Origin of the sequence: Mycetohabitans sp. B2 (genome assembly GCF_021733735.1) — a bacterium.
GTDB classification, from domain to species: domain Bacteria; phylum Pseudomonadota; class Gammaproteobacteria; order Burkholderiales; family Burkholderiaceae; genus Mycetohabitans; species Mycetohabitans rhizoxinica.
In genome coordinates this window covers 1-23,672 of record NZ_JAHKSP010000022.1, presented here as the reverse complement: position 1 = coordinate 23,672, position 23,672 = coordinate 1, and the positions used below count along the sequence as shown (strand labels likewise).

Annotated in this window: 27 protein-coding genes, 1 tRNA gene and 2 pseudogenes; 8 read left to right on the top strand and 22 right to left on the bottom strand. The window is 60.8% G+C overall.

Annotated features, from left to right (window positions below; translation table 11 throughout):
• Positions 1-49 precede the first annotated feature (49 nt).
• The gene (locus KPG66_RS05085) at positions 50-643 is read right to left on the bottom strand and encodes a nitroreductase family protein (protein ID WP_237070178.1); all 594 of its coding nucleotides are present in this window, start codon (positions 641-643) and stop codon (positions 50-52) included.
• A gap of 286 nt (positions 644-929) precedes the next feature.
• Between KPG66_RS05085 and KPG66_RS05080 the strand changes: the two genes are divergently transcribed.
• A complete protein-coding gene (locus KPG66_RS05080; protein ID WP_013434897.1) occupies positions 930-1,589 on the top strand; it encodes a TetR/AcrR family transcriptional regulator in 660 nt (219 codons plus the stop codon).
• Complete coding sequence (locus KPG66_RS05075; protein ID WP_041754173.1) at positions 1,579-2,148, top strand: DUF1415 domain-containing protein; 570 nt, start codon at positions 1,579-1,581, stop codon at positions 2,146-2,148. The genes KPG66_RS05080 and KPG66_RS05075 overlap by 11 nt, the downstream gene beginning before the upstream one ends.
• Here KPG66_RS05075 and KPG66_RS05070 read toward each other — a convergent pair whose 3' ends face one another.
• From KPG66_RS05070 to KPG66_RS05060, 3 genes and pseudogenes are all read right to left on the bottom strand, one after another.
• Positions 2,149-3,018, bottom strand: coding sequence for a class I SAM-dependent methyltransferase (locus tag KPG66_RS05070; RefSeq protein ID WP_237070177.1), 870 nt, complete (start codon positions 3,016-3,018; stop codon positions 2,149-2,151). It abuts the gene before it with no gap.
• 351 nt (positions 3,019-3,369) lie between these two features.
• Entirely contained in the window at positions 3,370-4,842 is a 1,473-nt protein-coding gene (locus KPG66_RS05065) for an NAD-dependent succinate-semialdehyde dehydrogenase (RefSeq protein WP_237070176.1), read from the bottom strand.
• Between the two features lie 10 nt (positions 4,843-4,852).
• Positions 4,853-5,512: pseudogene (locus KPG66_RS05060) on the bottom strand (aminotransferase class III-fold pyridoxal phosphate-dependent enzyme); the annotation flags it as partial.
• A 206-nt stretch (positions 5,513-5,718) separates the two neighbouring features.
• Here KPG66_RS05060 and KPG66_RS05055 point away from each other — a divergent pair.
• The 3 genes and pseudogenes from KPG66_RS05055 (at position 5,719) to KPG66_RS05045 (ending at position 9,138) form a co-directional block, all read left to right on the top strand.
• A complete protein-coding gene (locus tag KPG66_RS05055; protein ID WP_237070175.1) occupies positions 5,719-7,047 on the top strand; it encodes an aspartate aminotransferase family protein in 1,329 nt (442 codons plus the stop codon).
• A 79-nt stretch (positions 7,048-7,126) separates the two neighbouring features.
• Positions 7,127-7,433 (top strand): annotated as a pseudogene (locus KPG66_RS05050) (glutamine synthetase); the annotation flags it as partial.
• A 340-nt stretch (positions 7,434-7,773) separates the two neighbouring features.
• On the top strand, positions 7,774-9,138 hold the full coding sequence (locus KPG66_RS05045; protein ID WP_237070174.1) for a sigma-54 dependent transcriptional regulator: 1,365 nt from the start codon (positions 7,774-7,776) through the stop codon (positions 9,136-9,138).
• Between the two features lie 57 nt (positions 9,139-9,195).
• On the opposite strand, the gene KPG66_RS05040 is transcribed toward KPG66_RS05045, so the two are convergent.
• On the bottom strand, positions 9,196-9,582 hold the full coding sequence (locus KPG66_RS05040; protein WP_013434886.1) for a type II toxin-antitoxin system death-on-curing family toxin: 387 nt from the start codon (positions 9,580-9,582) through the stop codon (positions 9,196-9,198).
• Positions 9,579-9,806, bottom strand: coding sequence for an AbrB/MazE/SpoVT family DNA-binding domain-containing protein (locus KPG66_RS05035; protein ID WP_013434885.1), 228 nt, complete (start codon positions 9,804-9,806; stop codon positions 9,579-9,581). The genes KPG66_RS05040 and KPG66_RS05035 overlap by 4 nt, the downstream gene beginning before the upstream one ends.
• A 766-nt stretch (positions 9,807-10,572) precedes the next feature.
• Between KPG66_RS05035 and KPG66_RS05030 the strand changes: the two genes are divergently transcribed.
• The gene (locus KPG66_RS05030) at positions 10,573-11,154 is read left to right on the top strand and encodes a hypothetical protein (RefSeq protein ID WP_237070173.1); all 582 of its coding nucleotides are present in this window, start codon (positions 10,573-10,575) and stop codon (positions 11,152-11,154) included.
• Positions 11,155-11,657: 503 nt separating this feature from the next.
• Here KPG66_RS05030 and KPG66_RS05025 read toward each other — a convergent pair.
• The 6 genes from KPG66_RS05025 to petA form a co-directional block, all read right to left on the bottom strand.
• A tRNA-Thr gene (locus KPG66_RS05025) sits at positions 11,658-11,733 on the bottom strand.
• Positions 11,734-11,775: 42 nt separating this feature from the next.
• Positions 11,776-12,354 (bottom strand): ClpXP protease specificity-enhancing factor, encoded by a 579-nt coding sequence (locus KPG66_RS05020; protein ID WP_013434881.1) that lies wholly within the window; start codon positions 12,352-12,354, stop codon positions 11,776-11,778.
• Between the two features lie 91 nt (positions 12,355-12,445).
• Positions 12,446-13,057: a glutathione S-transferase N-terminal domain-containing protein gene (locus tag KPG66_RS05015; protein WP_041753298.1), complete on the bottom strand. Its 612-nt coding sequence runs from the start codon at positions 13,055-13,057 to the stop codon at positions 12,446-12,448.
• 94 nt (positions 13,058-13,151) lie between these two features.
• Positions 13,152-13,904 (bottom strand): cytochrome c1, encoded by a 753-nt coding sequence (locus tag KPG66_RS05010; protein ID WP_041753297.1) that lies wholly within the window; start codon positions 13,902-13,904, stop codon positions 13,152-13,154.
• A gap of 32 nt (positions 13,905-13,936) precedes the next feature.
• On the bottom strand, positions 13,937-15,322 hold the full coding sequence (locus tag KPG66_RS05005; RefSeq protein WP_013434877.1) for a cytochrome b: 1,386 nt from the start codon (positions 15,320-15,322) through the stop codon (positions 13,937-13,939).
• Complete coding sequence (petA, locus tag KPG66_RS05000; RefSeq protein WP_041753295.1) at positions 15,323-15,943, bottom strand: ubiquinol-cytochrome c reductase iron-sulfur subunit; 621 nt, start codon at positions 15,941-15,943, stop codon at positions 15,323-15,325.
• A 278-nt stretch (positions 15,944-16,221) separates the two neighbouring features.
• On the opposite strand from petA, the gene KPG66_RS04995 reads away from it, so the two are divergent.
• Positions 16,222-16,557, top strand: a complete 336-nt coding sequence (locus KPG66_RS04995) for a hypothetical protein (RefSeq protein ID WP_237070172.1) — start codon at positions 16,222-16,224, stop codon at positions 16,555-16,557.
• Here the strand turns inward: KPG66_RS04995 and KPG66_RS04990 are convergent.
• On the bottom strand, positions 16,528-17,274 hold the full coding sequence (locus KPG66_RS04990) for a Nif3-like dinuclear metal center hexameric protein (protein WP_237070171.1): 747 nt from the start codon (positions 17,272-17,274) through the stop codon (positions 16,528-16,530). The genes KPG66_RS04995 and KPG66_RS04990 overlap by 30 nt on opposite strands.
• A 19-nt stretch (positions 17,275-17,293) precedes the next feature.
• Here KPG66_RS04990 and KPG66_RS04985 point away from each other — a divergent pair, with 19 nt between their 5' ends.
• Complete coding sequence (locus KPG66_RS04985) at positions 17,294-18,496, top strand: Do family serine endopeptidase (protein ID WP_237070170.1); 1,203 nt, start codon at positions 17,294-17,296, stop codon at positions 18,494-18,496.
• Between the two features lie 89 nt (positions 18,497-18,585).
• Here the strand turns inward: KPG66_RS04985 and tatC are convergent, their stop codons facing one another.
• The 9 genes from tatC to hisA form a co-directional block, all read right to left on the bottom strand.
• Positions 18,586-19,488 carry a twin-arginine translocase subunit TatC gene (tatC, locus tag KPG66_RS04980; RefSeq protein WP_272907032.1) on the bottom strand — a complete coding sequence of 301 codons (903 nt, stop codon included), beginning with the start codon at positions 19,486-19,488 and terminating at the stop codon, positions 18,586-18,588.
• Complete coding sequence (gene tatB, locus KPG66_RS04975; RefSeq protein WP_237070168.1) at positions 19,415-19,942, bottom strand: Sec-independent protein translocase protein TatB; 528 nt, start codon at positions 19,940-19,942, stop codon at positions 19,415-19,417. The genes tatC and tatB overlap by 74 nt, the downstream gene beginning before the upstream one ends.
• Before the next feature lie 33 nt (positions 19,943-19,975).
• A complete protein-coding gene (tatA, locus tag KPG66_RS04970; RefSeq protein ID WP_237070167.1) occupies positions 19,976-20,209 on the bottom strand; it encodes a Sec-independent protein translocase subunit TatA in 234 nt (77 codons plus the stop codon).
• 31 nt (positions 20,210-20,240) lie between these two features.
• Positions 20,241-20,603, bottom strand: a complete 363-nt coding sequence (locus KPG66_RS04965; protein ID WP_237070166.1) for a histidine triad nucleotide-binding protein — start codon at positions 20,601-20,603, stop codon at positions 20,241-20,243.
• A 24-nt stretch (positions 20,604-20,627) separates the two neighbouring features.
• Positions 20,628-21,035, bottom strand: a complete 408-nt coding sequence (locus KPG66_RS04960; RefSeq protein ID WP_237070165.1) for a DUF4870 family protein — start codon at positions 21,033-21,035, stop codon at positions 20,628-20,630.
• A gap of 29 nt (positions 21,036-21,064) precedes the next feature.
• Positions 21,065-21,445, bottom strand: a complete 381-nt coding sequence (locus tag KPG66_RS04955; protein WP_041754169.1) for a phosphoribosyl-ATP diphosphatase — start codon at positions 21,443-21,445, stop codon at positions 21,065-21,067.
• A gap of 41 nt (positions 21,446-21,486) precedes the next feature.
• Positions 21,487-21,888 carry a phosphoribosyl-AMP cyclohydrolase gene (hisI, locus tag KPG66_RS04950; RefSeq protein WP_237070164.1) on the bottom strand — a complete coding sequence of 134 codons (402 nt, stop codon included), beginning with the start codon at positions 21,886-21,888 and terminating at the stop codon, positions 21,487-21,489.
• On the bottom strand, positions 21,888-22,661 hold the full coding sequence (gene hisF / locus KPG66_RS04945) for an imidazole glycerol phosphate synthase subunit HisF (RefSeq protein ID WP_237070163.1): 774 nt from the start codon (positions 22,659-22,661) through the stop codon (positions 21,888-21,890). Before hisF ends, hisI begins: the two co-directional genes overlap by 1 nt.
• An 84-nt stretch (positions 22,662-22,745) precedes the next feature.
• The gene (hisA, locus tag KPG66_RS04940) at positions 22,746-23,495 is read right to left on the bottom strand and encodes a 1-(5-phosphoribosyl)-5-[(5-phosphoribosylamino)methylideneamino]imidazole-4-carboxamide isomerase (RefSeq protein ID WP_237070162.1); all 750 of its coding nucleotides are present in this window, start codon (positions 23,493-23,495) and stop codon (positions 22,746-22,748) included.
• Positions 23,496-23,672: the final 177 nt, after the last annotated feature.

Here is a 23,672-nt window from a genome sequence, read left to right as displayed (position 1 = left end):
TATCTGATCGGCGCCGCCGCGATGCTCGCCGCGGCCGACGCTGACAAAATCAGAACGGTTTGTTCCATGCACCGGCAAACGCAAGCTCGCTGCCCGCCAAGCGTTGGCGGGGCGCCCATTCGCGCTCCCGCAGCGCCTCATCCAGCAGCGCGGGATCACCCGGATGCCCAATCGCAATCATCGCAATCGGCAGCACGTCGTCGGGAGTCTGAAAGGTTTGCTTGAAGGCATTGACGTCAAAGCCGCTCATCTGATGCGCGCACAGGCCGAGCGCATGCGCCTGCAGCACCAGCGCCATCGCCGCCGCGCCGGTATCGTACTGCGCGCAGGGGTTCGTGTCGCCCTTTGGCGTGGTGGTCTTGGCCAGCACGGCAATCAGCACCGGCACCGGCTTGCTCCAGCCCTGGTTGAACGGCACGAGCGTGGCAAAAGCACGGTCATAGGTGGGCGCATCGGCATGCTTGTCAAAGACGATAAAACGCCAGGGCTGCAAGTTATATGACGACGGCGCCCAGCGCGCCGCCTCGAGAATTTGGTGCTGTATGTCGCGCGTCACCGGCTTGTCGGCATAGGCACGCGGGCTCCAGCGCCCGGCGAGCAGCGGGTGGATATCGACTTCGGTCGGGGCGGGTTTGGGGGTCATCGTCAGGTCTCGCCGTGAATCGTCACCATAGCAGGGAAGAACTCTAAGCATACCGAAAAGCGGGCCGGTCGTTGCAGCGTAGTGCCGCGCCCGTTGAACATTGATGAAAGCGACCGCCGATCCATTTCACTGCTGTATTCATCTGCGCCTGTCCCGTTGGTTCGACCGCAACTTCATGTTACGGGTCAGCAACATGAAGTTGCAATCTTAGTGACTGATCGGTAACATATCAAGGAATGGTATTGCGCTGCCAGACCTCCTGTATCGGTGCAGCGCAGGAAGAGTCATGAGTCGCAGCAATCAACCCTCCCCGCACGGGCGCACGCCGTCCGCCGGCACGCATCGCCGCACCCCAACAGCAGGCGCCGACGCACAGCAACAATTGCTCGACGCGGCGGCGCGGCTGTTCTACGCTCAAGGCATACGTGCGGTGGGCATCGACGCAGTTGTCGAGCAAGCAGGCGTCAACAAAATGAGCCTGTACCGCCAGTTCGCGTCGAAAGACGAGCTTGTGGTCGCGTACCTGAACCGGATGGACGCCGAGTATTGGCAACGGTTCGAGTGCAGTACCGCGCAACATCCCGGGCAGCCGGCACGCCAATTGAAGCAATTTTTTGAAGATTTGACTGCGCGCGCGCGCCGACCCGACTACCGGGGTTGTCCGTTTGTCAACGTATCGTGTGAGTTTTCGGACCGCGACCACCCGGCGCGCCAGATCGTCGCCCGTAACAAGACGGCGTTGCTCGAACGGCTGACCGATCTGGCACGACAGGCCGGCGCACACGAGCCCGCACGGCTCGGTGCATCGCTTGCGTTGCTCGTTGAAGGCGTCTACACCGCCAGTCAGACCTTCGACCCGCGCTGCGACATAATCGACTCGGCGCCGGCCCTGGCCGCCCAATTGATCGACGCGGCCACCGCACCCTGTGATGCCGATGCACGATAAACGCCAGGGCCGCGCCGCCGTCATCGGCGCCACAGTGCAATGGCTCGAACGGGCCGTCATTGGCCTGAATCTGTGCCCTTTCGCGAAGGCCGTCCACGTCAAGCAGCAGATCCGCTACACGGTCAGCGACGCCTGCACCGCCGCCGACGTGCTGGCCGCACTCGATGTCGAACTGCAAACGCTGGTCGACGCGGATCCGCAATCGATCGATACGACGTTGCTGATATTGCCGGACGCATTTGCCGACTTCTACGCGTTCAACGACTTCCTGCCACGCGCGGACAAGCTTTTGCGTCGGCGCGCGCTGGAAGGCAGCGTGCAGATCGCAAGCTTTCACCCACTGTTCCAATTCGCCGGCACCGGCGAGCACGACATCGAGAACTATACGAACCGTGCGCCGTATCCGATCCTGCATCTGCTGCGAGAAGCCAGCGTGACGCGGGCTGTTGATGCGTTTCCAGATGCGGCGCACATTTACGAACGCAACGAGCAAACGATGCGCGCACTCGGTCACGCGGGCTGGCGCCGCCTGCTGGAGGCGCACGACGAGCGTCGTTGATCACGCCGGATCGGCGATCCGCTGCTCGCTGTCGCGGGCCAGCGCCGGGATGAAGAAACGTTGCGCGAGTTCTTCTAGCCCGAGTTCGGCCAACATCGCCGTCAGCCGCTCGGACGGCTTGCGGCGTGGCAGGTTTTTGTACGTGGCAATAATCAGTTCGTTTTTCAGCGAGTGTTGCCAGCCGACCAGCTCGGTCACGCTAACGTGATACCCATGCGCCTCCAACTGCAGGCAGCGCAGCACGTTGGTCAACTGGCTGCCGAATTCGCGCGTATGCAGCGGATGGCGCCATAGTTCGCTCAACGCGGTGCGTCCGAGCGCCTTCGCCTTGTTGCGCCTCAATACGGCCGCCACCTCCGCCTGGCAGCATGGCACCAGCACGATATGGCGGGCCTGCTTGGCCAGCGCAAAGCGGATCGCATCGTCGGTCGCCGTATTGCAAGCATGCAGCGCAGTGACGATGTCCACCGCTGACGGCAGTTGGTCCGATGAGATCGATTCTGCTACGGATAATTTCAGGAACGCCATCCCAGGAAACCCGAGCCGGGCGGCCAGGTCGGCGGATTGGGTCACCAGTTCGTCGCGCGTCTCAATACCGTACAGGCGCGAGTTGTCGCCCAGGTTCTTGAAAAACAGATCGTACAGGATGAAACCGAGGTACGACTTGCCGGCACCGTGATCGACCAGCGTCACGTCGCGGCCCTGTTGCTTTAACTCGGCGAGCAGTGGTTCGATGAATTGGTACAGGTGGTAGACCTGCTTGAGCTTACGCCGGCTGTCCTGGTTAAGCTTGCCCTCGCGCGTCAGGATATGGAGTTCCTTGAGCAATTCGATGGATTGGCCGGGGCGGACGTCATACTTCTCGGACATAGCAGGTCGAAACACAGGTTCAAGCGCCACGCCGACAAGCGCGGTGGCGCACAGTTGTCACCAATCGGCCGGTAGCACAATCCGTGCTACCGGCCGATTGGTGACAGTGTACCGAAAAAGCCTGCGGCACCGCCGAGATCCATCGCCTATGGCAGCCGCGACGCCATCCGGCCGAAACTGGCCCGCTTATGCGTAAGCTATGGTATGTGGCGCTTCGATGCCCTGCCAGGCGCGCGATGAAACGACGCCGGGCCGCAACGCACAAGGCTTCCGGCACACCAGGGCGGGATTGCCGGAACCGCTGGTGCACAACGCACCGCAGTCCCAAGCGGCACGCCCGACCAGAAGGAATCAAACCCCACCGACGCACAAGTATTTAAGCTCGAGATACTCATCGATCCCGTACTTGGACCCCTCGCGCCCCAGCCCTGACTGCTTCACACCGCCGAACGGGCCGATCTCATTCGAGATCAAGCCCGTGTTGATTCCCACCATGCCGTACTCGAGCGCTTCCGCCACGCGCCACACGTGCCCCAGATCTCGGCTATAGAAGTACGCAGCCAGCCCGAATTCTGTCTCGTTGGCCAGACGGATCACTTCATCATCGGTACTGAACCGGAACAGCGGCGCGACGGGTCCAAACGTTTCCTCGCGCGCGATGCGCATGGCCTGGGTCACGCCGGCCAATACCGTCGGCTCGAAGAAAGTGCCACCCAACGCGTGCCGCTTGCCGCCTGAGAGCACGCGCGCGCCGTGGGAAAGCGCGTCGGCGATGTGCGACTCAACCTTGTCCACCGCGGACTGGTTGATCAACGGTCCCTGCGTGACCTCCGCGTCGAACCCGTTGCCCACCTTGAGCCGGCTGACCGCATCGGCAAGCTTGCGCGAGAATGCGTCGTACACCGAGTCGTGCACGTAGAAGCGGTTCGTGCACACGCAAGTCTGGCCCGCATTGCGGTACTTCGAGGCGAGCGCCCCCTCCACGGCCGCGTCCAGATCCGCATCGTCGAATACGATGAACGGCGCATTGCCGCCCAACTCCAGCGACAGCTTTTTGATCGTCGGCGCACACTGGGCCGCGAGCAGCCGTCCGACCGGCGTCGAGCCCGTGAACGACAGCTTACGCACGAGTGGATTGGACGTCATTTCCGCGCCGATCGTCTTCGGATCGCCCGTGACCACGCTAAACACACCCGCCGGCACGCCGGCGCGCTCGGCCAAGGCGGCCAGCGCGAGCGCCGACAGCGGCGTGGCTTCCGCCGGCTTGAGCACGATCGTACAGCCGGCCGCCAACGCGGGGCCCACCTTGCGCGTGATCATCGCCGCCGGGAAATTCCAGGGTGTGATCGCCGCACATACGCCCACCGGCTCCTTCAGCACGACGAGCCGCTTGTCGCCGGCGGGGCTCGCCAACATGTCGCCGTTCACCCGCTTAGCCTCTTCCGCAAACCACTCGAGGAACGATGCCGCATAGCCGATCTCGCCTTTCGCCTCAGCAAGCGGCTTGCCTTGTTCGGCCGTCATGATCATGGCCAGGTCGTGCGCATTAGCCAGCATCAAATCGTGCCAGCGACGCAGTACCGCGGCACGCTCTTTACCCGTCTTCACACGCCATGCGCGTTGTGCAAGCTGCGCCGCATCGATCGCGCGACGCGTCTCGGCCGCGCCCATCGCCGGAACGGCCGCTAGCGTGCGGCCCGTCGCCGGATCGATCACCTCGAACGCGCGCCCATCATCCGCGCCGACCCATGCCCCGTTGACGTAGGCCAGATCGCGCAGCAGTGACGAATCCTTCAACGATAACGTCTGATTGTCCGATCCCATGCTCCTGTTCCTATGCTTGCGCGACGGTGCCGTGCGTCGGCGCATGTTCAAGTATGTCCAGCTCCTCATCCAGCACTGCCGGCTCGATCGTCAGCGGGAAAAGGCAGCGAAACACATTACCATGTACGCTGCATAAGAGCAGCAACAGGCCACCTTCGAGGCATGCTGCTGGACTCGCTTTGTGAGTCAAGCACTGCATGCGCCGCCGCGCAGGCGAGCAGATTGCCCGCGTAGGTGCCCCGCCCGCCGGGTTCCACAGCATCCATCAGCGCGGCCCAGCTGACCACGCCGGACAGCGGCATGCCGCCGCTCAGGCTCTTTGCCATCGGCATCCGGGTCCGGCTGACATCGAAGCGCTGCATCGCGAACAATGTGCCGATGCGCGCAAAACCAGTCTGGATCTCATCGGCAAACAACACGATCTCATGCTCGTCGCATAGCTTGCGCAAGCCGCGCGATTTTCACCGCATTCTCAACCGCTTCGGCGCCGGTCGTAAAAAACGCGCTCTTTTCGGGCCGCTGATCGGTGCCAAAACGTTGGTTTTCTCGGCCAATTCGTTGATCTTCTCAAACGTACGACGCGTACGGAACCACCTGATACGCGGTATGCATCAAGCCTTTGTCTAATTGCCGGCGTATCGCGACTCCCCCTCGGATGACGATGGCCGGTGCGTGCGAGCCAACTTGCGCACCGACGGCAATTGCGCGCCGGCGCGAAGCCGATGTTGTTCGATCGTGTGGTCGTGTGGTCGTGTGGTCGTGTGGTCCAGTACAGTTTGGGTGACAAACAATAAAGTTAGGAGCACAGTTGCAAACTATATCTGTCCGTCGGTGACCGGGCGGCGATAGAGTGGGACAACGACTCAAGGAGCGACCATGACTTCATCCGATATCACTGGCGATCTGTCGAACTTCTGGATGCCATTCACCGCCAATCGCCAGTTCAAGGCCGCGCCGCGCCTGCTGACGTCAGCCAAGGGCATGTACTACACGGCCAGTGATGGCCGCAAGGTACTCGATGGCGTGGCCGGCCTGTGGTGCGTGAATGCGGGTCACGCGCGCGAGGAGATCGTCTCTGCAATGCAGCAATCGGCCGGCACGCTCGACTATGCGCCGCCGTTCCAAATGGGCCATCCGCTCGCTTTCCAGGCGGCGACCAAGGTGGCCCGCGTCATGCCGGACGGGCTGGACCGCATCTTTTTCACCAACTCGGGATCGGAGTCGGTCGATACCGCGCTGAAGATCGCGCTCGCCTACCACCGGGCGCGCGGCCACGGGCAGCGCACCCGGCTGATCGGCCGCGAGCGCGGCTACCATGGAGTCGGTTTCGGCGGCATCTCGGTAGGCGGCATTGTCGCCAACCGTAAGGCATTCTCCGGCGCGCTGCTGCCTGCAGTCGACCATCTGCCGCACACCCACGATCGGGCAAGGAACGCATTTTCCCGCGGACAGCCCGAACATGGCGCGCATCTGGCCGACGAACTCGAGCGGCTGGTCGCTCTGCACGACGCGTCCACGATCGCAGCCGTGATCGTCGAACCGGTGGCCGGCTCGACTGGCGTGCTGATTCCGCCAAAAGGCTACCTGCAGCGGCTGCGGGAGATCTGTTCCAAGCACGACATTTTGCTGATTTTCGACGAGGTCATCACCGCGTTCGGGCGGCTCGGCCGCGCGACGGCCGCTGAGTTCTTCGGCGTCAAGCCAGACCTGATCACGATGGCCAAAGCAATCAATAACGCCGCCGCGCCGATGGGCGCGGTAGCCACGGACAGGAAGATTTACGACACGATCGTGAATGCCAGCGCGCCGGGTGCTATCGAACTGTTTCATGGCTATACGTACTCGGCTCACCCGATCGCGGCGGCAGCGGCAGTTGCAGCGCAGGACCTGTATCAACGCGAGGGATTGTTTGAACGGGCGGCAAAGATCGCGCCTTTTTTCGAGAACGCGATCCACGCGCTGCGCGATGCGCCGTACGTGAAGGATGTACGCAACCTGGGGTTGGTCGGCGGCGTGGAACTGGAATCGCGCGACGGCGCGTTCGGCGCGCGTGCCTACGAAGCGTTCGTCAAGTGTTTCGAGCTTGGCGTATTGATCCGCTATACCGGGGACACGCTCGCATTCTCACCACCGCTGATCATCTCCGAGCAACAAATCACGCAAGTCTTTGACACGGTGCGCAACGCGTTGCAGACGCTAAAGTAACGACACCAGTCGCTGCGCAAAAAAGGAATGGACGGCCATCGTGGTTCGTCTATGCCGGACACTAAGTAGTCTTCCTCGGAATCGCATATTGGGTACGAACTGCAATCCCTAGCTGGCCATTGCCGGCACGCTCGCGGCCAGCTACCTGGTATGCCTCAAGCGCTCAAGCCGACCGAGCCCCTGTCTAACGACGGATATCAGCAACCGCACTAGTTGCCGCACAATCTGCAGAAGGCTTGACGCTGCTGGAGGCATGTGAGCCGCTGGCCGCGGTCCTGAGCAAGGAATTCGTCAAGGCTTACCTTGCGTGGAAGAAAACAGAGTACGAAGTGTTCTTCTACGTGATCAGTTCATGGGAACACAAGCACTTGCTGTTGCACGTATGACGGACATCCGACGACGTTCTCGCCCGATATTATCTTTTCAGCCACTCGCCCCATCACTTCCGACACCCACAGTGTCGGCGCGTTGCGTTTTTCTCGCTCCTCTTTCGCATGCGTGCCGGCCCCGGCGAACAAGCCTCGCTATAGTCTGAAAGTGCCGGACATCCCAAGCCGGCAGAGACGGCGGGGGGCGATAGACTCACCTGTCTGATATCTATTCGCTGTTGCTGCGGCCTCGATTGCGACATGCCAACCGACGATTTGACAAGATTTATCACTTCCGCGTTATGCCGCGGATATGATTGTCCATACAACAAAAACAATGCATCGATACGGGGTAGTCATGTCGCTAGCTAACGACAGTCAATTCACCATTTCTCGAAAACTCGTCTACTGGACGCGCGAGCCGCGTCGGGACCTGCGACAACACTTATCCCGACGTAACTGGCTCGTATCGGTCGTCGACGATGGGCAGGCCGTCCGGCACGCACTACAGCATGTCGTTCAAGCAGGCGGGATCCTCGACCTGAGCACGGTGCCCGACACCGAATGGCTCGACGCGCTGTCGCGCTGCCAGGCGTCATCGGAGGTAGCCTGGGTCGGTCTAGTCGAGCCACGGCAGCTCAGTATCGCGGCAGTCAAGGCGGTGCTTCGTGACTATTGTTTTGATTATGTAACGCTTCCCGCGTCGCAGGAGCGCGTTGCCGATGCGCTCGCACACGCGTACGGTATGCTCATGCTGCGTGCGTCTCAGGGCCCGTCACGCTCACGCGAGGGCCGGATGATCGGTACCTGCGAGACGATGCTAAAGCTGTTCGACAAGATCCCAAGGATCGCGCGCACCGACGCGCCGGTGCTCATTTCCGGCGAGTCCGGCACCGGCAAGGAGCTAACCGCGATCGCGATCCACGAGCGCTCACCGCGTGCAAATCGGCCGTTCGTCGCGATCAACTGCGGGGCAATACCATCTCACCTGGTCCAGTCCGAGTTGTTCGGCTACGAGCGCGGCGCGTTCACCGGAGCGTTGTCGCGCAAGCTCGGCCGGATCGAAACGGCCCACCACGGCACATTGTTCCTCGACGAGATCGCGGACCTGCCGCTGGAGAGTCAGACCAGTCTGTTACGCTTCCTGCAAGAGCGCACGATCCAGCGCCTGGGTGGGCGTGACACGATCCACGTTGACGTGCGAGTCATTTCAGCCACGCACGCGAACCTGGAAGAGGCGGTCAATGCCGGACGTTTTCGCGCCGATCTCTACCATCGGCTATGCGTGCTACGCGTGGAGCAGCCCGCGTTGCGCACGCGCGGCAAGGACATCGAGGTGCTCGCGCAATGCATGTTTGAACGATACAAGTCCGATGCGCCGCACGTGAAGGGTTTTTCCCCGTCGGCCATGGCCGCCATGCGTCGCTATCCGTGGCCCGGAAACGTGCGCGAGTTGATCAACCGCGTACGGCGCGCCTTGGTGATGACGGATGGCACCATCCTGACGGCTCGCGATCTGGAACTTGAGCAGTGGGTGCCGCCGGAGGCCGTGCCGATCATCAAGCCGCCCATGGTCGTCGATGACCATTTGATCGACCAGGCGCTGAAGCGGCACCGCGGCCGGCAAACCGAAGCGGCACGAGAGTTGGGTATTTCCCGCTCCACGCTGTACCGCCGACTGCGCACCCAGCGCCTTGCGGAGATGGCTACGGACGCGGGGTAACTCCCAGAGCCGGGGCGGTCATCGCGGTGCGGCGCTAGACGCCGCTCTGCCGACGCATCAAACAACCGCAACCCGCTGTCGAAACCACGCTGCAAGTTGTCCCTCATCAATCTCGCCGGAGGCAACGCCTTCCATCGTCCTAACCGCGTCAGCCGGATCAAACTGCATGCGATAACCATTGTCAGCAAGAAACAAGCGCGCGGCAATCCATGCAGTGCGCTTGTTGTCATCCGCAAAACCATGATTCCGAGCCAAGCCATACGCATACGCGGCCGCCAGTGCCGCAACGTCCGCCTCGCCGTATGTATCGAGGTTCTGCGGCTGCGCCAATGCCGACTCCACAGCGCCTATGTCGCGCACGCCATCAAGACCACCATGCTCGGCTAGCTGGCGATCATGCACGGCATAGATTAGATCCGCGCGAACCCATCGCCAAGCGGTCACTTGGCAAGCGCCCGCAAGATATTGCGGTCGTCATGCATGATCTCTTCCGCCAGCCTCATTTGACGCTCGAAATCGGGATCATAGGGTGTAATCCGATAGCCCCCCTCCGGCGCCTCCGTCAAATACACCGTATCCCCCTTCTTCACCTTGAGCCGTGCCATCGCTTCCTTGGTGAGGATGAAGCCAGCTGACGCCCCGACTGTCGTGACCTTGAACGTAAGCATTGCATTCTCGGGATTCTTTATAATTTTTATTACGTACCAGACCCTCTACCTTAACCGTAACTCAATCAGCGGCCAACCAGCACGCGCCAACCGCGTCGCAGCAAGTCACCGCGGCGCAGTTGTTAGCGTCAAAGTAATACTGACTCTTTCACACTTTGTGTGAACTGGCAAGCCAGCGGCGTGCCTGAAATGTGGTGATTAGCGGCAGGTCTCGGCCACGACTATGACGCAGCACTGCTGCCCCTACAGTAACGGTATCGTCGAAAGCTATGTCAATCGGCTCAAGTTTCTCAAGCGACAAATGTATGGCCGCGTCGACTTTTAGCTGCTTTGTACTCGCGTGTTGAATCGATGCTGATTTGTGACGTGAAACTTTACACAAAGTGGGAAAGAGCCACTTCTAAGTTGCTGTTGACACCATCGGAAACGCACATCACAAAGGCTAACCGAGCATGCCAGTGAGTTCATGAAAACCACTGACTTAAGCGAAGCCGGCGGGCAAGGAGGAGACTGCGCTTTCTGAGCCAACGTTATGAGTATTCGACACAAAACTAGCCGATGGCCGCTCGCAGTCGCGTTTAGGCATTCGTTCTTCGCTAGCCTGCTGCCCAGCAGGCAGTGAATCACCGTATGATCCGCCCTCGTCCGTCCCACGGCGGCCCATCTGTGCCCAGCTACACCCTACGCTCATCCTGGCCTCAGCGCCAGGGGCCTTCTCGCCCTGATCACCCGCTTTATGGCCCATATCTGACTCCCGGAATTGTCGATGGACTTTAACGACGCATTGGATACTGCCCCCATCGCTATTTATGCGATGAACGAACAAGCCCACCAAGCGTCGCCCGCTGCACCGCCTACGGGCGCAAAACGATCAGCGGACACCACATTCGACGCACGCCCCAAAAAGCCCAGAATCTACGACACTTTGCCAGGCGAAGTGATTCTGGAGGTCGCACGCTACCTACCGTTGGATCATATCCCCGAGTTTTCACGTGTCAATCGCAACACCTATGCCCTGATGGAGGAAAGACGATGGGCGTGGCGCTGTTACCAGCAAGCAGACAGCGTCTCCGATCTCGCGTCGCTACAACAACTGATAGGCGAGATTGAGCAGATTCAGGCCGAACCGGATCTGCGGGCCGAACCGCTCACCGCCCTGTGGGAACGGTCCCAATCAATGGAACTATCGCCAGCACACAAAACCCGCTGCGCGGCTGCGTTGAAGTCAAACGCGGCCTGCCCTCTGGCTATTGCCACGGTATTAGAGTCTTCTACTCGCTGGATGCACTCTGTTATCTGGAAAAGGGGGACGCTAAATGCCAAACGGCACACGCGCATCCAAGTGTGACAAAGCAAACCACATCATCGAATCCCAGACAGCTACGGCACAATTTTGTTTGTAAGCGATGTGTGTAAGTACGCCTGGTTATAGCTCAGATAGCGAGAGTTCTTCGTCATGCTTGGCGCTGTCGCGCTCATTGCCGGATGATATGTCCCCGTTTATCCAAGTAGGCAAGCTTGGCAAGTGTGCGTCAACCTTTTTCATTCACCTCGCCAAGATGGGCATTATCGCATCGCCAACTCAGCCGTGCTCTTATCCAATCGCCGATCGACCGGTGACGCTACCTGCATGGTCAGCCGCCTTCTGTGAGCTGGGATGGTAACCGGCTGCTGCTTCTATTGTCGGCAGGTCATGCAGCACCAACCAGCGTTAAGTGCTTCGCTGCCAGTTGGCCCTTCGGAGCGCGCTACGCGGCCTCCGCCTTGTCAGCAAAAGTAATTTTGTAGAACAAAGCGGGTTTTGTAGAACAAAAAAAAGCGGGCCCCATTCGCTGGGACCCGCGTCAGTATTGGTGCCGGCTGCAGGACTCGAACCCGCCACCTGATGATTACAAATCAACTGCTCTACCAGATGAGCTAAGCCGGCATAGCTAAACAGTATACTACAGCCTGGGTCTGCGGCAAAAGATCACTTGATCACTTTCAGATGCTTGCGACTATTGTCCTTCCGACCCTCGCCCCCGGCATCGGCAGCGTCGGGCTCTTGCACAGCCTGACCCTCTGAGTGCTGGCCGCGCTGCATGTCGCGGCCGACTACGGCCGGCCCGCTCTGTCCCACTTGCTGCAACACACGCTCTCGTAGGATGCGCTGCTTCTCCTGGGGCGTCATATCGTAAAATTCGTCTGCCGCAAGGGCCTCGAACTCGGGTGCGCCTTCGACCGGCTCATCTGGAATCCCTTCGACCGGGAACACCATTCCCTGCCCGTTCTCGCGCGCATAAATGGCCAGGACGTTGGCCACCGGCACCTCAATCTTGTGCGATTTGCCGGAGAAGCGCGCGAGGAATTCGATCACATCGTTGCCCATTTGCAACTGGCTGGTCGCATCGAAGCTGATATTAAGCACAATTTCGCCGTCACGCACGAACTGTCGCGGGACACGCGTGTGGTTGTCGACCTTTACCGCGATATGCGGCGTCAATCCATTGTCCGTGCACCACTCGTAGAGCGCGCGCAACAAATAGGGCTTGGTGGAAATCTCTTGCATTATTGTTCCTCGACCTGCCGACGCGTCGCGCCCGGCACGCGGGCGTCACACCGGCAAGCAGTTACGACTGGGGACTCAAGCCCGCCGCCGCTTAACGACGCATCACCTTCTCGGAGGGCGTCAACGCCTCGATATAGGCCGGCCGGCTAAAAATGCGTTCCGCATATTTCATCAGCGGCGCCGCGTTCTTGGACAGCTCGATGCCATAGTGATCCAGACGCCACAACAGCGGCGCGATCGCCACGTCAAGCATCGAGAACTCTTCGCCCAGCATGTACTTGTTCTTAACAAAGATCGGTGCCAATTGCGTCAGCCGGTCACGAATCGCCGCACGCGCGCGCTCGTGCGCTTTCTCGGCCGTCTTGCCCTTCTCGTTCTCGAGCGTGCCAACGTGCACGAACAGCTCTTTCTCAAAATTGAGCAGGAACAGCCGTGCACGAGCACGCTGGACCGGATCAGCAGGCATCAATTGCGGATGCGGGAAGCGCTCATCGATATACTCGTTGATGATGTTCGACTCGTATAGGATCAGATCGCGCTCCACGAGGATCGGCACCTGCCCGTACGGGTTCATCACCGAGATGTCCTCCGGTTTGTTGAACAGGTCGACATCGCGGATCTCGAAGTCCATGCCCTTTTCGAACAGCACCAGCCGGCAACGCTGGGAGAATGGGCAAGTGGTACCGGAATACAAAACCATCATTTCTACTTTCCTCAAAAAACCGAAGGGCCAGCGCTGAGAAGACCGCCCCATGCCGGTCTTCTTGGCTGCCAGCCCCACACCGCGAACGGCGTGCTTACTTGATATCTTTCCAGTACGCGGCGTTGAGCCTCCAGGCGCACAGAGTCAGTACGCCGAGAAACAGCAGCACCCACACGCCTACGCGCTCGCGCGTCTTGCGTGCCGGCTCTGACATCCAGGCAAGGTAGGAGACAAGGTCGGCGACAGACGAATCATAGTCTATCGGCGCAAGCGTCCCGTTGCTCACCTGGGTAAAGCCGTCGAACTGGTGCGTCACCTCACCGTCCTCACCTTTTTGTTCAATAAATTTCGCATCGCGCACGCCCTGCAGTTGCCACAGTACATGGGGCATTCCGACATTCGGGAACGCGAGGTTGTTCCACCCGGTTGGCCGCGTCGGGTCGCGATAGAACGTGCGCAAGTACGTGTACAGCCAGTCCACGCCTCGCGCGCGCGCCTCGAGCGACAAGTCCGGCGGCGCGACGCCGAACCACTCCTGCGCATCGGCCGGGCGCATCGCCACAGTCATCGTGTCACCGACCTTGCCGCCGCTAAAGAGCAGGTTGTCCTCGATTTCCTTCTGCGGGATGCCGATCGACTGGAGCTTGCTGTAGCGCAGCATGCTCGCACTGTGGCAGTTCAGACAGTAGTTCACAAACAACTGCGCGCCACGTTGCAGCGACGCAAGATTGTTGGTGCGGTCCGGCGCGCGATCGAGGACGATATCCTCCTCCTGGGCACGGGCCACGCCCAGCGTGCCAGCCAGTGTCGCCGCCAGCAGCGCAAGTATCGAAAGCCATTTCTTCATTGGTATTCTCCGTTCGCGTCCGATTCCCGCGTTCAATGCGGCTTGAAGGTCACGCGCTCGGGCGGCTGCTTGAATGTGCCCAGGCGGGTCCAGAACGGCATCCCGAGGAAGAAGGCGAAATACACTAGCGTGCAGGCCTGCGCGATCACGGTCGCGGCCGGCGAGGGGGGCCGGGTGCCAAGAAAGGCCAGTGTCAGGAAGACGACGACGAAGATTCCATAGAAGAATCGATGAAAACCCGGACGATAGCGGATGGACTTGACCGGGCTGCGATCAAGCCACGGTAGGAAAAACAACGTGAGGACGGCGCCACCCATGACGATGACGCCCCAGAACTTGGCCTGGGTGCTGGCCATTGCGAGAATCACGAGCACGGCAGCCACGACCGAGCCCGTCTTCTTCACGCCTCCGCGGGCCTTGATTAAGCCGAGCATGCCGAGCAGCCCGACCACGATCATCAACGCGATCTTAAAGTCGTCCGTCGTCGCACGCAGCATTGCGTAGAACGCGGTGAAGTACCAGACCGGCGCAATTTCGGTCGGCGTCTTGAGCGGGTCGGACGGCACGAAGTTGTTCGCCTCGAGGAAATAGCCGCCCATCTCGGGCGCGAAAAAGATAATCGCGCAAAATACGAGCAGGAAGACGCAGACGCCGAAGAAGTCGTGCACCGAGTAGTACGGATGGAATGGGATACCATCGAGCGGAATGCCTTTTGCGTCTTTCTTTGCCTTGATCTCGATGCCGTCCGGGTTGTTCGAGCCCACTTCGTGCAGCGCGACGATATGAGCGACGACCAGGCCGATGAGCACCAGCGGGATCGCGATCACGTGAAACGCAAAGAAGCGGTTCAACGTGACATCCGACACGACGTAGTCACCACGGATCCACAGTGCCAGGTCCGGACCGATAAACGGAATCGCGGAGAACAGGTTCACGATGACCTGTGCACCCCAAAACGACATCTGGCCCCACGGCAATAAATAACCGAAGAACGCTTCGGCCATCAGGCACAGGAAGATCAGGCAGCCGAAGATCCACACCAGTTCGCGTGGCTTGCGATAGGAGCCGTACAACAGCCCCCGGAACATGTGCAGATAGATGACGACGAAAAACATCGATGCGCCGGTCGAATGCATGTACCGGATCAGCCAGCCCCACGGCACTTCGCGCATGATGTACTCGACCGACGCAAACGCCAACTGCGAGTCAGGCTTGTAGTTCATCACCAGGAAAATGCCGGTGACGACCTGGATCACCAGCACGAGCAGGGCCAGTGAGCCGAAGAAATACCAAAAGTTGAAGTTTTTTGGTGCGTAGTACTCGGATACGTGCGCCTTCCATGTTGAACTTAGTGGAAAACGGCGATCGATCCAGCCGAGCAGACCTGTGCCTTCATCAGAGTTGTCCGTCGTCGCCATTTACGCCTCTCCCTTCTCATCCTGGCCAATCACGAGCTGCGTGGCCGTCTTGAACATGAACGGCGGTACATCCAGGTTTTGCGGTGCGGGCTTGTTCTTGAACACGCGGCCGGCCAAGTCAAAGGTCGAGCCATGGCACGGACACAGCCAACCGCCCGGCCAGTTGGCCGGCAGGTTCGGCTGGGGACCCGGTAAAAAACGCGGGCTCGGCGAGCAGCCCAAGTGCGTGCAGATGCCCACGAGCACGAGGATGTTCTTGTGCTCGGGACGGGAGCGGTATTCGTTCTGGCAATACTCGGGGAGCGGGATCGAAAATGGATTCTGCGTATGCGGATCGGCCACCTCGCCGTCAGCCTTGGTGACCTCGGCCAGCATCTGCTCGGTACGATTGATGATCCACACAGGCTTGCCACGCCATGCAACAGTCATCATTTCGCCGGGCTTCAAGGTACTAATGTCCACCTCAACCGGCGCACCTGCGGCCCTGGCCTTTTCGGACGGTGCCAGCGATGCAGCAAACGGCACCAGGGTTGTCATGCCTCCCATTCCACCCGCTACTGACGTCGCTATCAGCCAGGTACGGCGGCTGCCATCGACGCGATTGTCTTCCTTGTCTCGCATCACACGCCCCACTTCTTGGTTGGACTCCAGTCTTCCTTCGGCTACCCATTCATAGTGTGCGGGAATGCAGGCGCCATTTACAAGCCTAGGTTGCGGCCTGCCGCGTAAAGGCTTGCTACGCAAGGGTTTGGCGGCACCGATTCGTATAGCACGGCCTCTTATATTAAGCAACTACTTAACAAAAATCACGAAATCGACGTCACACGGGATCCGCGGGGGCACTGCGGCTGACGGGCGCACCCCGCTGTGGAGTCCAGCCCGGCAGTGCGATGTGCCGAATGCAGGAGCGCGATGCGCCGAATGCGGCGGCGCGATATATCAATGCGGGGCGCGATGCGCTGAATGCGGACGGTACGATGTGCCGAATGCGGGCGTTGCGGTCTGCGCAGGTGCGCGCCGCCCCTTGGCTTGGCTTGGCACGGATGCGGCACGGCACGGCACGGCACGGCACGGCACGGCACGGCACGGCACGGCACGGCACGGCACGGCACGGCACGGCACGGCACGGATGCGGCAATACGTCGCACCATTTGTTCCCCGCCGACGCATACGGATTTGTCGGCGTAGATATCGACGCAGCCCGACTAGACCGGATTGTCGATGTCGATGAATAGATGCTCCAAACCGAATGCGTCGGCCAAGTGGGCTCCGATAGCCTGCACGCCGTAACGTTCGGTCGCATGGTGGCCGGCCGATACATACGCCACGCCGGACTCCGCCGCCAAGTGGGTGGTGGGCTCGGACACTTCGCCGCTCAGGTAGACATCGGCGCCGGCCCGGATCGCCTCGTCGAAGTAGCCTTGCGCGGCGCCGGTACACCACGCGACACGGCGCACCTTGCGATCAGGATCGCCCAGCACAAGCGGCGCGCGCCCGAGCGTATTGCCGACCTGTGCGGCCAGATGCGACAGCGACGTGGGCATCGGCAGCGTGGCGAGGAAGCCGAGATCGTTGTCACCGAACCGCGCGTCGGCCTGCCACCCCATCCGCGCGCCGAGCTGCGCGTTGTTGCCCAGTTCCGCATGTGCGTCCAGTGGCAGGTGGTAAGCCAACAGGTTGATGTCGTTCTGGATCAAAAGGCGCAGTCGCCGATACTTGTGGCCCGTGATTTGCGGCGCTTCGTTTTTCCAAAAATACCCGTGATGCACGAGCACCGCGTCAGCTTTCCAGTCGATCGCCGCCTCGAGCAACGCCGCGCAAGCACTCACGCCGGTGGCGACCTTCTCGATCCGGCGACGACCTTCAACTTGCAACCCGTTGGGGCAATAGTCCCGGAACCGCGAGGTTTCGAGCAACCCGTTCAAGTACAATTCAAGTTCATTTCGATCCATGCAAGCCCCATAAGTTCAGATGCTTAGACGCTTTTGGCTGTTCTTTGCGCAGGCGGTGACGGTACTGCTCGCGTTGATGTTTATCGTCGCGACGCTGAAGCCGCAGTGGCTGCAGCGCCAAGGGAATCTCGGGCAACAGCTGGCGTCCCCCATCGTCGCGCTGCAGGAGGTCGCCCCGGGCATGGCGGGCCACGGACTGGTCACGTCATACGCAGACGCCGCCCAGCACGCGATGCCGGCAGTGGTGAACGTATTTTCCAGCAAAGACGGCTCTCAAATGCCGGATCCGCGCGCCAACGACCCGCTGTTCCGCTATTTCTTCGGCGACCGCAACTACGAGCGCAAACGCCAGGAGCCCGCGTCCAACCTCGGCTCCGGCGTCATTGTGAGCTCGGAAGGCTACATTCTAACGAACCAGCACGTGGTGGACGGCGCCGACGAGATTGAGGTCGCGTTGGCCGACGGGCGCACGGCGAGCGCGAAAATGATCGGCGTAGACCCGGAAACGGATCTGGCGGTGCTCAAGATCAGTGTACCCAATCTGCCGACGATCACGCTCGGACGGATGGAACATGCGCGCGTGGGCGACGTCGTGCTGGCGATCGGCAATCCGTTCGGGGTCGGCCAGACGGTGACGATGGGCATTATCAGCGCACTCGGACGCAATCACCTGGGGATCAACACCTTCGAAAACTTTATTCAGACCGATGCGCCAATCAATCCGGGTAATTCCGGCGGCGCACTGGTCGATGTAAACGGCAACTTGCTCGGCATCAATACCGCGATCTATTCGCGCAGCGGCGGCTCACTGGGAATCGGCTTTGCCATTCCAGTGTCGACGGCGCGCAGCGTGCTTGAGAGCATCATCACAACGGGCACGGTCACGCGCGGCTGGATCGGTGTCGAGCCTCAAGACGTGACGCCAGAAATCGCGGAATCGTTCCGTCTACAGCAGAAATCGGGCGCGATCGTGGCGGGCGTGCTGCGAGGCGGACCGGCGGACAAGGCCGGTATCAAGCCGGGCGATATCCTCGTGAAGGTCAACGATGAGGATATCACCGACACGACGCGTCTGCTCAACGTGATCGCGCTGATTCAGCCCGGCACGGTCGCGAAGGTGCACCTGTGGCGCAAGTCGCACGAAATGGACATCGACGTGACGATCGGCAAGCGCCCGCCGCCGCCCAAGCAAGCGCTGGACAACGGCGACGACGATGAATGACGAGCGCCGCCGATAATGGCGACGACGAAGTAACGGGCGCCGCCGCGCGGCGCTCAGCATAAAGGCACGTAGCACAGCCCGCCGTGCCGCTATTTTGCCTCTTCGCTTTCGGGCTCGCTGTCCGGCTGCCGAGTAACCAGCAGCCGTGCCGCAATGATCCCGAGCTCGTATAGCACGAGCAGCGGCACCGCGAGGATGAGTTGGGAGAAAACGTCGGGCGGCGTCACGATAGCGGCGACCACGAACGCGCCGACGATCACGTACGGACGCACTTCCTTGAGCTTGTTTACCGTCACCATATTCAGCTTCGCGAGCAGCACGACGACGATCGGCACTTCGAACGTCACGCCGAACGCGATGAACATCGTCAACACAAAGCTCAGGTAATTGTCGATATCCGTTGACATCTCGGCGCCGAGCGGCGCATTGTAGTGCGCCATTACGCGAAAGATGGTCGGAAAAACAACAAAATACGCGAACGCCATCCCGCACAGAAACAACACGTAGCTGCTTGAAACCAGCGGCAGCACGAGCTTTTTCTCATGTTGGTACAGGCCCGGCGCAACAAACGCCCAGATTTGGTACAGCACCACCGGCAGCGCGATCACGAACGCCACCAGCATCGTCACCTTCATTGGCACGAAGAACGAGCCTGTGACGTCGGTGACGATCATCTTGCCGCCCTTGGGCAGGTTCGCCATCAGCGGATGAGCCAGCAACCGGAAAATGTCCGGCGCCCAATAGACCAGCGACACGAACACCACCAGCACCGAGACGGCAGCGCGGATCACCCGCGTGCGCAACTCGATCAAGTGCGAAATAAACGTTTCTTCGGTGTCTTCGTTCTGCGGATTGTGCGGAGCTTCGCTCACAGCGGCCTGGGACGGAGAAAAGAAGTGGACAGGAAACGGGACAGGATCACAGGAAACGGATCGGCCGCCGCAGGTTTGGCGGCGTATGCCGCGCCACGCGAGCCGCGCCCGACTGCACATGGGTACGACGTGCAGCGACCCGTTTGTACCACACCGGTGTCGCCGTGCGCTTGACCCGCCAGTTTTTGCGCGACGATGCTCGCACCGCGCCACTGGGCGAGTCGTGCCAAATCGAATTCGGCGCGCCGGCGCTGACGCCTTGCTCGGCGCTGTCCGTGTTCGGGCCGGTGCCGTCGCGCCAGCCCTCGGTCAGCTCAGTTTGCGCTTGTTGCACGTGTTCGTGAATCGAGGTTTGCATGTTTCGCGCGGCATCCTCGAAGTCGGACTTCATCTTGCGCAACTCGTCCAACTCGATCTCGCGCATCACCTCCGCCTTGACGTCGTTCACATAGCGCTGGGCACGGCCGAACAGTGCGCCCGCGGTGCGCGCCACACCGGGCAGCTTCTTCGGGCCGATCACGATCAGCGCAACAACGCCGATCAACGCCATCTTACTGAGGCCTAAGTCGAGCATCGCGGTGAGCCGGTCAACGTGTGAGCCGGGCGCTCAACGCGCATCGTGCGAACCGGACTTTTCCTTCGCATCGACGTCGATCATGCCGGAGCGTGGCAGTTCCTTGTGCGAATCGGCGTCGGTCCCTTCCGCGTCGCGCATGCCGTCCTTGAAACCTTTGACCGCACCGCCGAGATCGCTGCCGATGTTGCGCAGCTTTTTCGTGCCGAACACCAACGCCACGATCAATAGCACGATCAGCCAGTGCCAAATACTGAATGAGCCCATAAAAACTCTCCGATTTCGATTGCGTGGGATGTCAGCCCATACGCAGCCACGGCCGCGGGCCGGCAAGGATATGCGCGTGCAGGTGGTAGACCTCCTGCCCGCCCCCCGGCCCGGTATTGATTATGGTCCGGAAACCGGTCTGCCCCCCGGTGTACGCGCAACCCAATTGCTCGGCCAGGCGCGCGACCAATATTGTCATTCTACCAAGCAGCGGCGCATCGTCTTCCGTGCAATGGGACAGTGTTTCAATATGTTTTCGAGGAATGACGAGCACGTGCACGGCAGCTGCCGGCCGCAGATCGTGGAACGCGACGAATTCGTCGTTCTCGAACACCTTTTTGCTCGGCAGTTCACCGCTCGCGATCTTGCAAAAGATACAGTCGGATTGCGTCATATCACGTTTCCAAACAGTCCACCGTCATACCGCCGCCCGCTGTCGCACCGGCAACGGCTTGTTGTCGTTCAGATACAGCCATCCCTTGATGATCCGGTAAAGCACCCAGACGCCGGCGGCAAACCAGATGGCGAAACCGATCATGATCACCATTGTGGCGAAACCCACGCCGCCCCACACTAATCCCCACCAGAAGGTGCGGATCTGCCAGGCGAAATGCGCGGCGTACGGCGTGTGCGCGACATCGTCGCGCTTGATGTAGTTGACGATGACAGCGATCAAGGCCGACACGCCGCCAGTAAACCACAACAACGCATAGAGCGCGTACAACAGATGGGTCAGCGTTCTGAGCGAACGCAGTCGCTGTTCGTCCAGCGGCACACGCTGGAGCGTGCGCACCGCACGCTCGTTGTCATCTAACGGATCATTCATCGCATCGCTCCACAGTACTGCCGCACGGCTCAATCACCATTCTGTTCGCGCTCGCGCCGTTTGCGCAACGCCTTTTCTTCAATGCCCGACAGGCCCTCGCGGCGTTGCAGTTCGGTCAGTACGTCATTGGGCCCGACACCATAATGCGACAACATGATAAGACAATGGAACCACAGGTCGGCCACCTCGTTCACCAGCGTCGCGCTCGAGCCCCCGTGACGCGCATCCTTGGCCGCCATCACGACTTCGGTCGCCTCTTCACCGATCTTTTTCAAAATCGCGTCGTCGCCCTTGTGAAACAGTCGCGCGACATACGAGGCCTCGGGGTCGCCCCCCTTGCGGCCGTCGATCGTCGCCGCCAGCCGCAACAGCACGTCACGCAGAGCATCGTTCGCGTCCCGCGGACTCATGGCGTCAGCCGTCCGCTGCAGCGCAGGTTGAGTATGGTGAATCATGGATAGATGCTTTTCGGATCTTTCAGCACGGGGTCGATCGATATCCATTCTCCGTCGTCCACAGTGCCTTCGAATTTTTGAAAAAAACACGAATGCCGGCCGGTATGGCAGGCCATGCCGGATACCTGCTCGACCTTTAACAGCACAACATCCTCGTCGCAGTCCAGCCGCACTTCGCGCACGTGCTGCACATGGCCGGATTCCTCGCCCTTGAACCACAGCTTGTTACGCGAGCGGGAAAAGTAGACGGCGCGCCCCAGCTCAATGGTCTTAGCTAACGCTTCACGGTTCATCCACGCGAACATCAACACATCGTTGCTCGACGCTTCCTGCGCGATCACCGGCACTAAGCCGTTCGCATCCCATTTCACCTTGTCCAGCCAGTCATTGCCGCCCATTACTGCCTCACTGCAATGCCACGTTCGGCCATGAACCGCTTCACGTCGCCGACCGTGTATTCGCCGTAGTGGAAAATGCTAGCGGCCAGTACCGCGTCCGCATGGCCATCGGTCACCCCATCGGCCAAGTGCTGCAGCGAGCCCACGCCGCCCGAGGCGATGACCGGCACCGACACCACATCCGATACCGCACGCGTGAGCGCCAGATCGAATCCACTCTTGGTACCATCCCGGTCCATGCTAGTCAGCAAGATCTCGCCGGCCCCGAACTGCGCCATCCGGCGCGCCCATTGCACCGCGTCGAGTCCAGTCGCCTTGCGGCCGCCATGCGTAAACACCTCCCAACGCGGCACCTCATGCGAGTCGCCGACCTGCTTCGCGTCGATCGCAACGACGATGCACTGCGAACCGTAGCGCTCGCTCACATCGCGGACGAACTGCGGATTGGCCACCGCGGTGGAATTGACGCTGACTTTGTCGGCGCCTGCGTTGAGCAACCGTCGTACATCCTCGGTGGTACGCACGCCACCGCCGACCGTCAGCGGGATGAACACCTGTGCGGCGACCGACTCGATGATCGGCAGAATCAGGTCGCGCCCGTCGGACGTCGCGGTAATGTCCAGGAACGTGAGTTCGTCAGCCCCCTGCTCGTCGTAGCGCCGCGCGATCTCGACCGGATCGCCGGCATCGCGCAGTTCGACGAAATTGACGCCCTTGACGACCCGTCCGGCGGTCACGTCAAGACACGGAATGATGCGTTTCGGTAAAGCCATGAAAGTAGGTGCTGAAAAGTGAAACGCGTGTGACCAGCGCGCTGGCGGGGCACGGGCAGCCGGCCCGCGGTGCGCGACGCAGCCTCAGGCGCGAGACTCGCGCAGCGAATCGGCAAGGTTCTGCGCGGCCGTGAAATCAAGCTCGCCGGAATAGATCGCGCGCCCACAAATCACACCTTCGATCCCTTCGTCCTCGACGGCGCACAGCGCATCGATGTCGGCCAGATTCGACAGCCCGCCGCTGGCGATCACCGGAATTTTGACCGCCTGCGCGAGACGCACGGTCGCCTCGATGTTGATGCCCTGCAACATGCCGTCGCGGCCGATATCGGTATAGACGATCGCCTCGACGCCGTAATCCTCGAACTTGCGCGCCAGGTCGATCACCTCGTGCCCGGTCAGCTTGCTCCAGCCGTCCGTGGCCACTTTGCCGTCCTTCGCGTCCAGCCCGACGATGATATGGCCGCCGAATGCACTGCACGCATCCCGCAGGAATCCCGGGTTCTTCACCGCGGCCGTGCCGATAATCACATACGACAATCCATCGTCCAGGTACCGCTCGATCGTATTGAGGTCGCGAATCCCGCCACCGAGCTGCACCGGCATCTCCTCACCGACCTCGGCGATGATCGAGCGGATCGCTTCTTCGTTCCTCGGCTTGCCGGCAAACGCGCCGTTTAAGTCGACCAGATGAAGCCGACGCGCACCGTTGTCCACCCAGTGACGGGCCATGGCCGCCGGGTCCTCGGAAAAGACCGTCACCTGGTCCATATCGCCTTGTTTCAGGCGCACACATTGACCGTCCTTGAGGTCGATGGCCGGGATGAGCAACATAACTATCGCGTGTCAGTCTGGGTGAAAAATTCATTGGGCTGCCATCACGTTGCGTTGCGGTGTGACGGCAGGTTTTCGCTAGTTTAGTACAAGTTGTCAGGCGGACCTGGCCGGCGCGCGGCCCAGTGCCGAAGGCTACGCCACCGGACCCGGACCCCGGACCCCGGACCCCGGACC

Bases quoted from the DNA above. Each gene is read 5' to 3' on its own strand.
- tatA (WP_237070167.1), bottom strand. From the start codon at position 20,209: ATGGGCTCATTCAGTATTTGGCACTGGCTGATCGTGCTATTGATCGTG.
- tatC (WP_272907032.1), bottom strand. From the start codon at position 19,488: ATGTGCAGTCGGGCGCGGCTCGCGTGGCGCGGCATACGCCGCCAAACC.
- petA (WP_041753295.1), bottom strand. From the start codon at position 15,943: ATGCGAGACAAGGAAGACAATCGCGTCGATGGCAGCCGCCGTACCTGG.
- KPG66_RS04985 (WP_237070170.1), top strand. From the start codon at position 17,294: ATGCTTAGACGCTTTTGGCTGTTCTTTGCGCAGGCGGTGACGGTACTG.
- hisA (WP_237070162.1), bottom strand. From the start codon at position 23,495: ATGTTGCTCATCCCGGCCATCGACCTCAAGGACGGTCAATGTGTGCGC.
- hisF (WP_237070163.1), bottom strand. From the start codon at position 22,661: ATGGCTTTACCGAAACGCATCATTCCGTGTCTTGACGTGACCGCCGGA.
- KPG66_RS05030 (WP_237070173.1), top strand. From the start codon at position 10,573: ATGGACTTTAACGACGCATTGGATACTGCCCCCATCGCTATTTATGCG.
- KPG66_RS05020 (WP_013434881.1), bottom strand. From the start codon at position 12,354: ATGCAAGAGATTTCCACCAAGCCCTATTTGTTGCGCGCGCTCTACGAG.
- KPG66_RS04990 (WP_237070171.1), bottom strand. From the start codon at position 17,274: ATGGATCGAAATGAACTTGAATTGTACTTGAACGGGTTGCTCGAAACC.
- KPG66_RS05010 (WP_041753297.1), bottom strand. From the start codon at position 13,904: ATGAAGAAATGGCTTTCGATACTTGCGCTGCTGGCGGCGACACTGGCT.
- KPG66_RS05070 (WP_237070177.1), bottom strand. From the start codon at position 3,018: ATGTCCGAGAAGTATGACGTCCGCCCCGGCCAATCCATCGAATTGCTC.
- KPG66_RS04955 (WP_041754169.1), bottom strand. From the start codon at position 21,445: ATGAGTCCGCGGGACGCGAACGATGCTCTGCGTGACGTGCTGTTGCGG.
- KPG66_RS04965 (WP_237070166.1), bottom strand. From the start codon at position 20,603: ATGACGCAATCCGACTGTATCTTTTGCAAGATCGCGAGCGGTGAACTG.
- KPG66_RS05045 (WP_237070174.1), top strand. From the start codon at position 7,774: ATGTCGCTAGCTAACGACAGTCAATTCACCATTTCTCGAAAACTCGTC.
- KPG66_RS05085 (WP_237070178.1), bottom strand. From the start codon at position 643: ATGACCCCCAAACCCGCCCCGACCGAAGTCGATATCCACCCGCTGCTC.
- KPG66_RS04960 (WP_237070165.1), bottom strand. From the start codon at position 21,035: ATGAATGATCCGTTAGATGACAACGAGCGTGCGGTGCGCACGCTCCAG.
- KPG66_RS05035 (WP_013434885.1), bottom strand. From the start codon at position 9,806: ATGCTTACGTTCAAGGTCACGACAGTCGGGGCGTCAGCTGGCTTCATC.
- tatB (WP_237070168.1), bottom strand. From the start codon at position 19,942: ATGCTCGACTTAGGCCTCAGTAAGATGGCGTTGATCGGCGTTGTTGCG.
- KPG66_RS05055 (WP_237070175.1), top strand. From the start codon at position 5,719: ATGACTTCATCCGATATCACTGGCGATCTGTCGAACTTCTGGATGCCA.
- KPG66_RS05015 (WP_041753298.1), bottom strand. From the start codon at position 13,057: ATGATGGTTTTGTATTCCGGTACCACTTGCCCATTCTCCCAGCGTTGC.
- KPG66_RS05065 (WP_237070176.1), bottom strand. From the start codon at position 4,842: ATGGGATCGGACAATCAGACGTTATCGTTGAAGGATTCGTCACTGCTG.
- KPG66_RS05075 (WP_041754173.1), top strand. From the start codon at position 1,579: ATGCACGATAAACGCCAGGGCCGCGCCGCCGTCATCGGCGCCACAGTG.
- hisI (WP_237070164.1), bottom strand. From the start codon at position 21,888: ATGGGCGGCAATGACTGGCTGGACAAGGTGAAATGGGATGCGAACGGC.
- KPG66_RS05005 (WP_013434877.1), bottom strand. From the start codon at position 15,322: ATGGCGACGACGGACAACTCTGATGAAGGCACAGGTCTGCTCGGCTGG.
- KPG66_RS05080 (WP_013434897.1), top strand. From the start codon at position 930: ATGAGTCGCAGCAATCAACCCTCCCCGCACGGGCGCACGCCGTCCGCC.
- KPG66_RS04995 (WP_237070172.1), top strand. From the start codon at position 16,222: ATGCAGGAGCGCGATGCGCCGAATGCGGCGGCGCGATATATCAATGCG.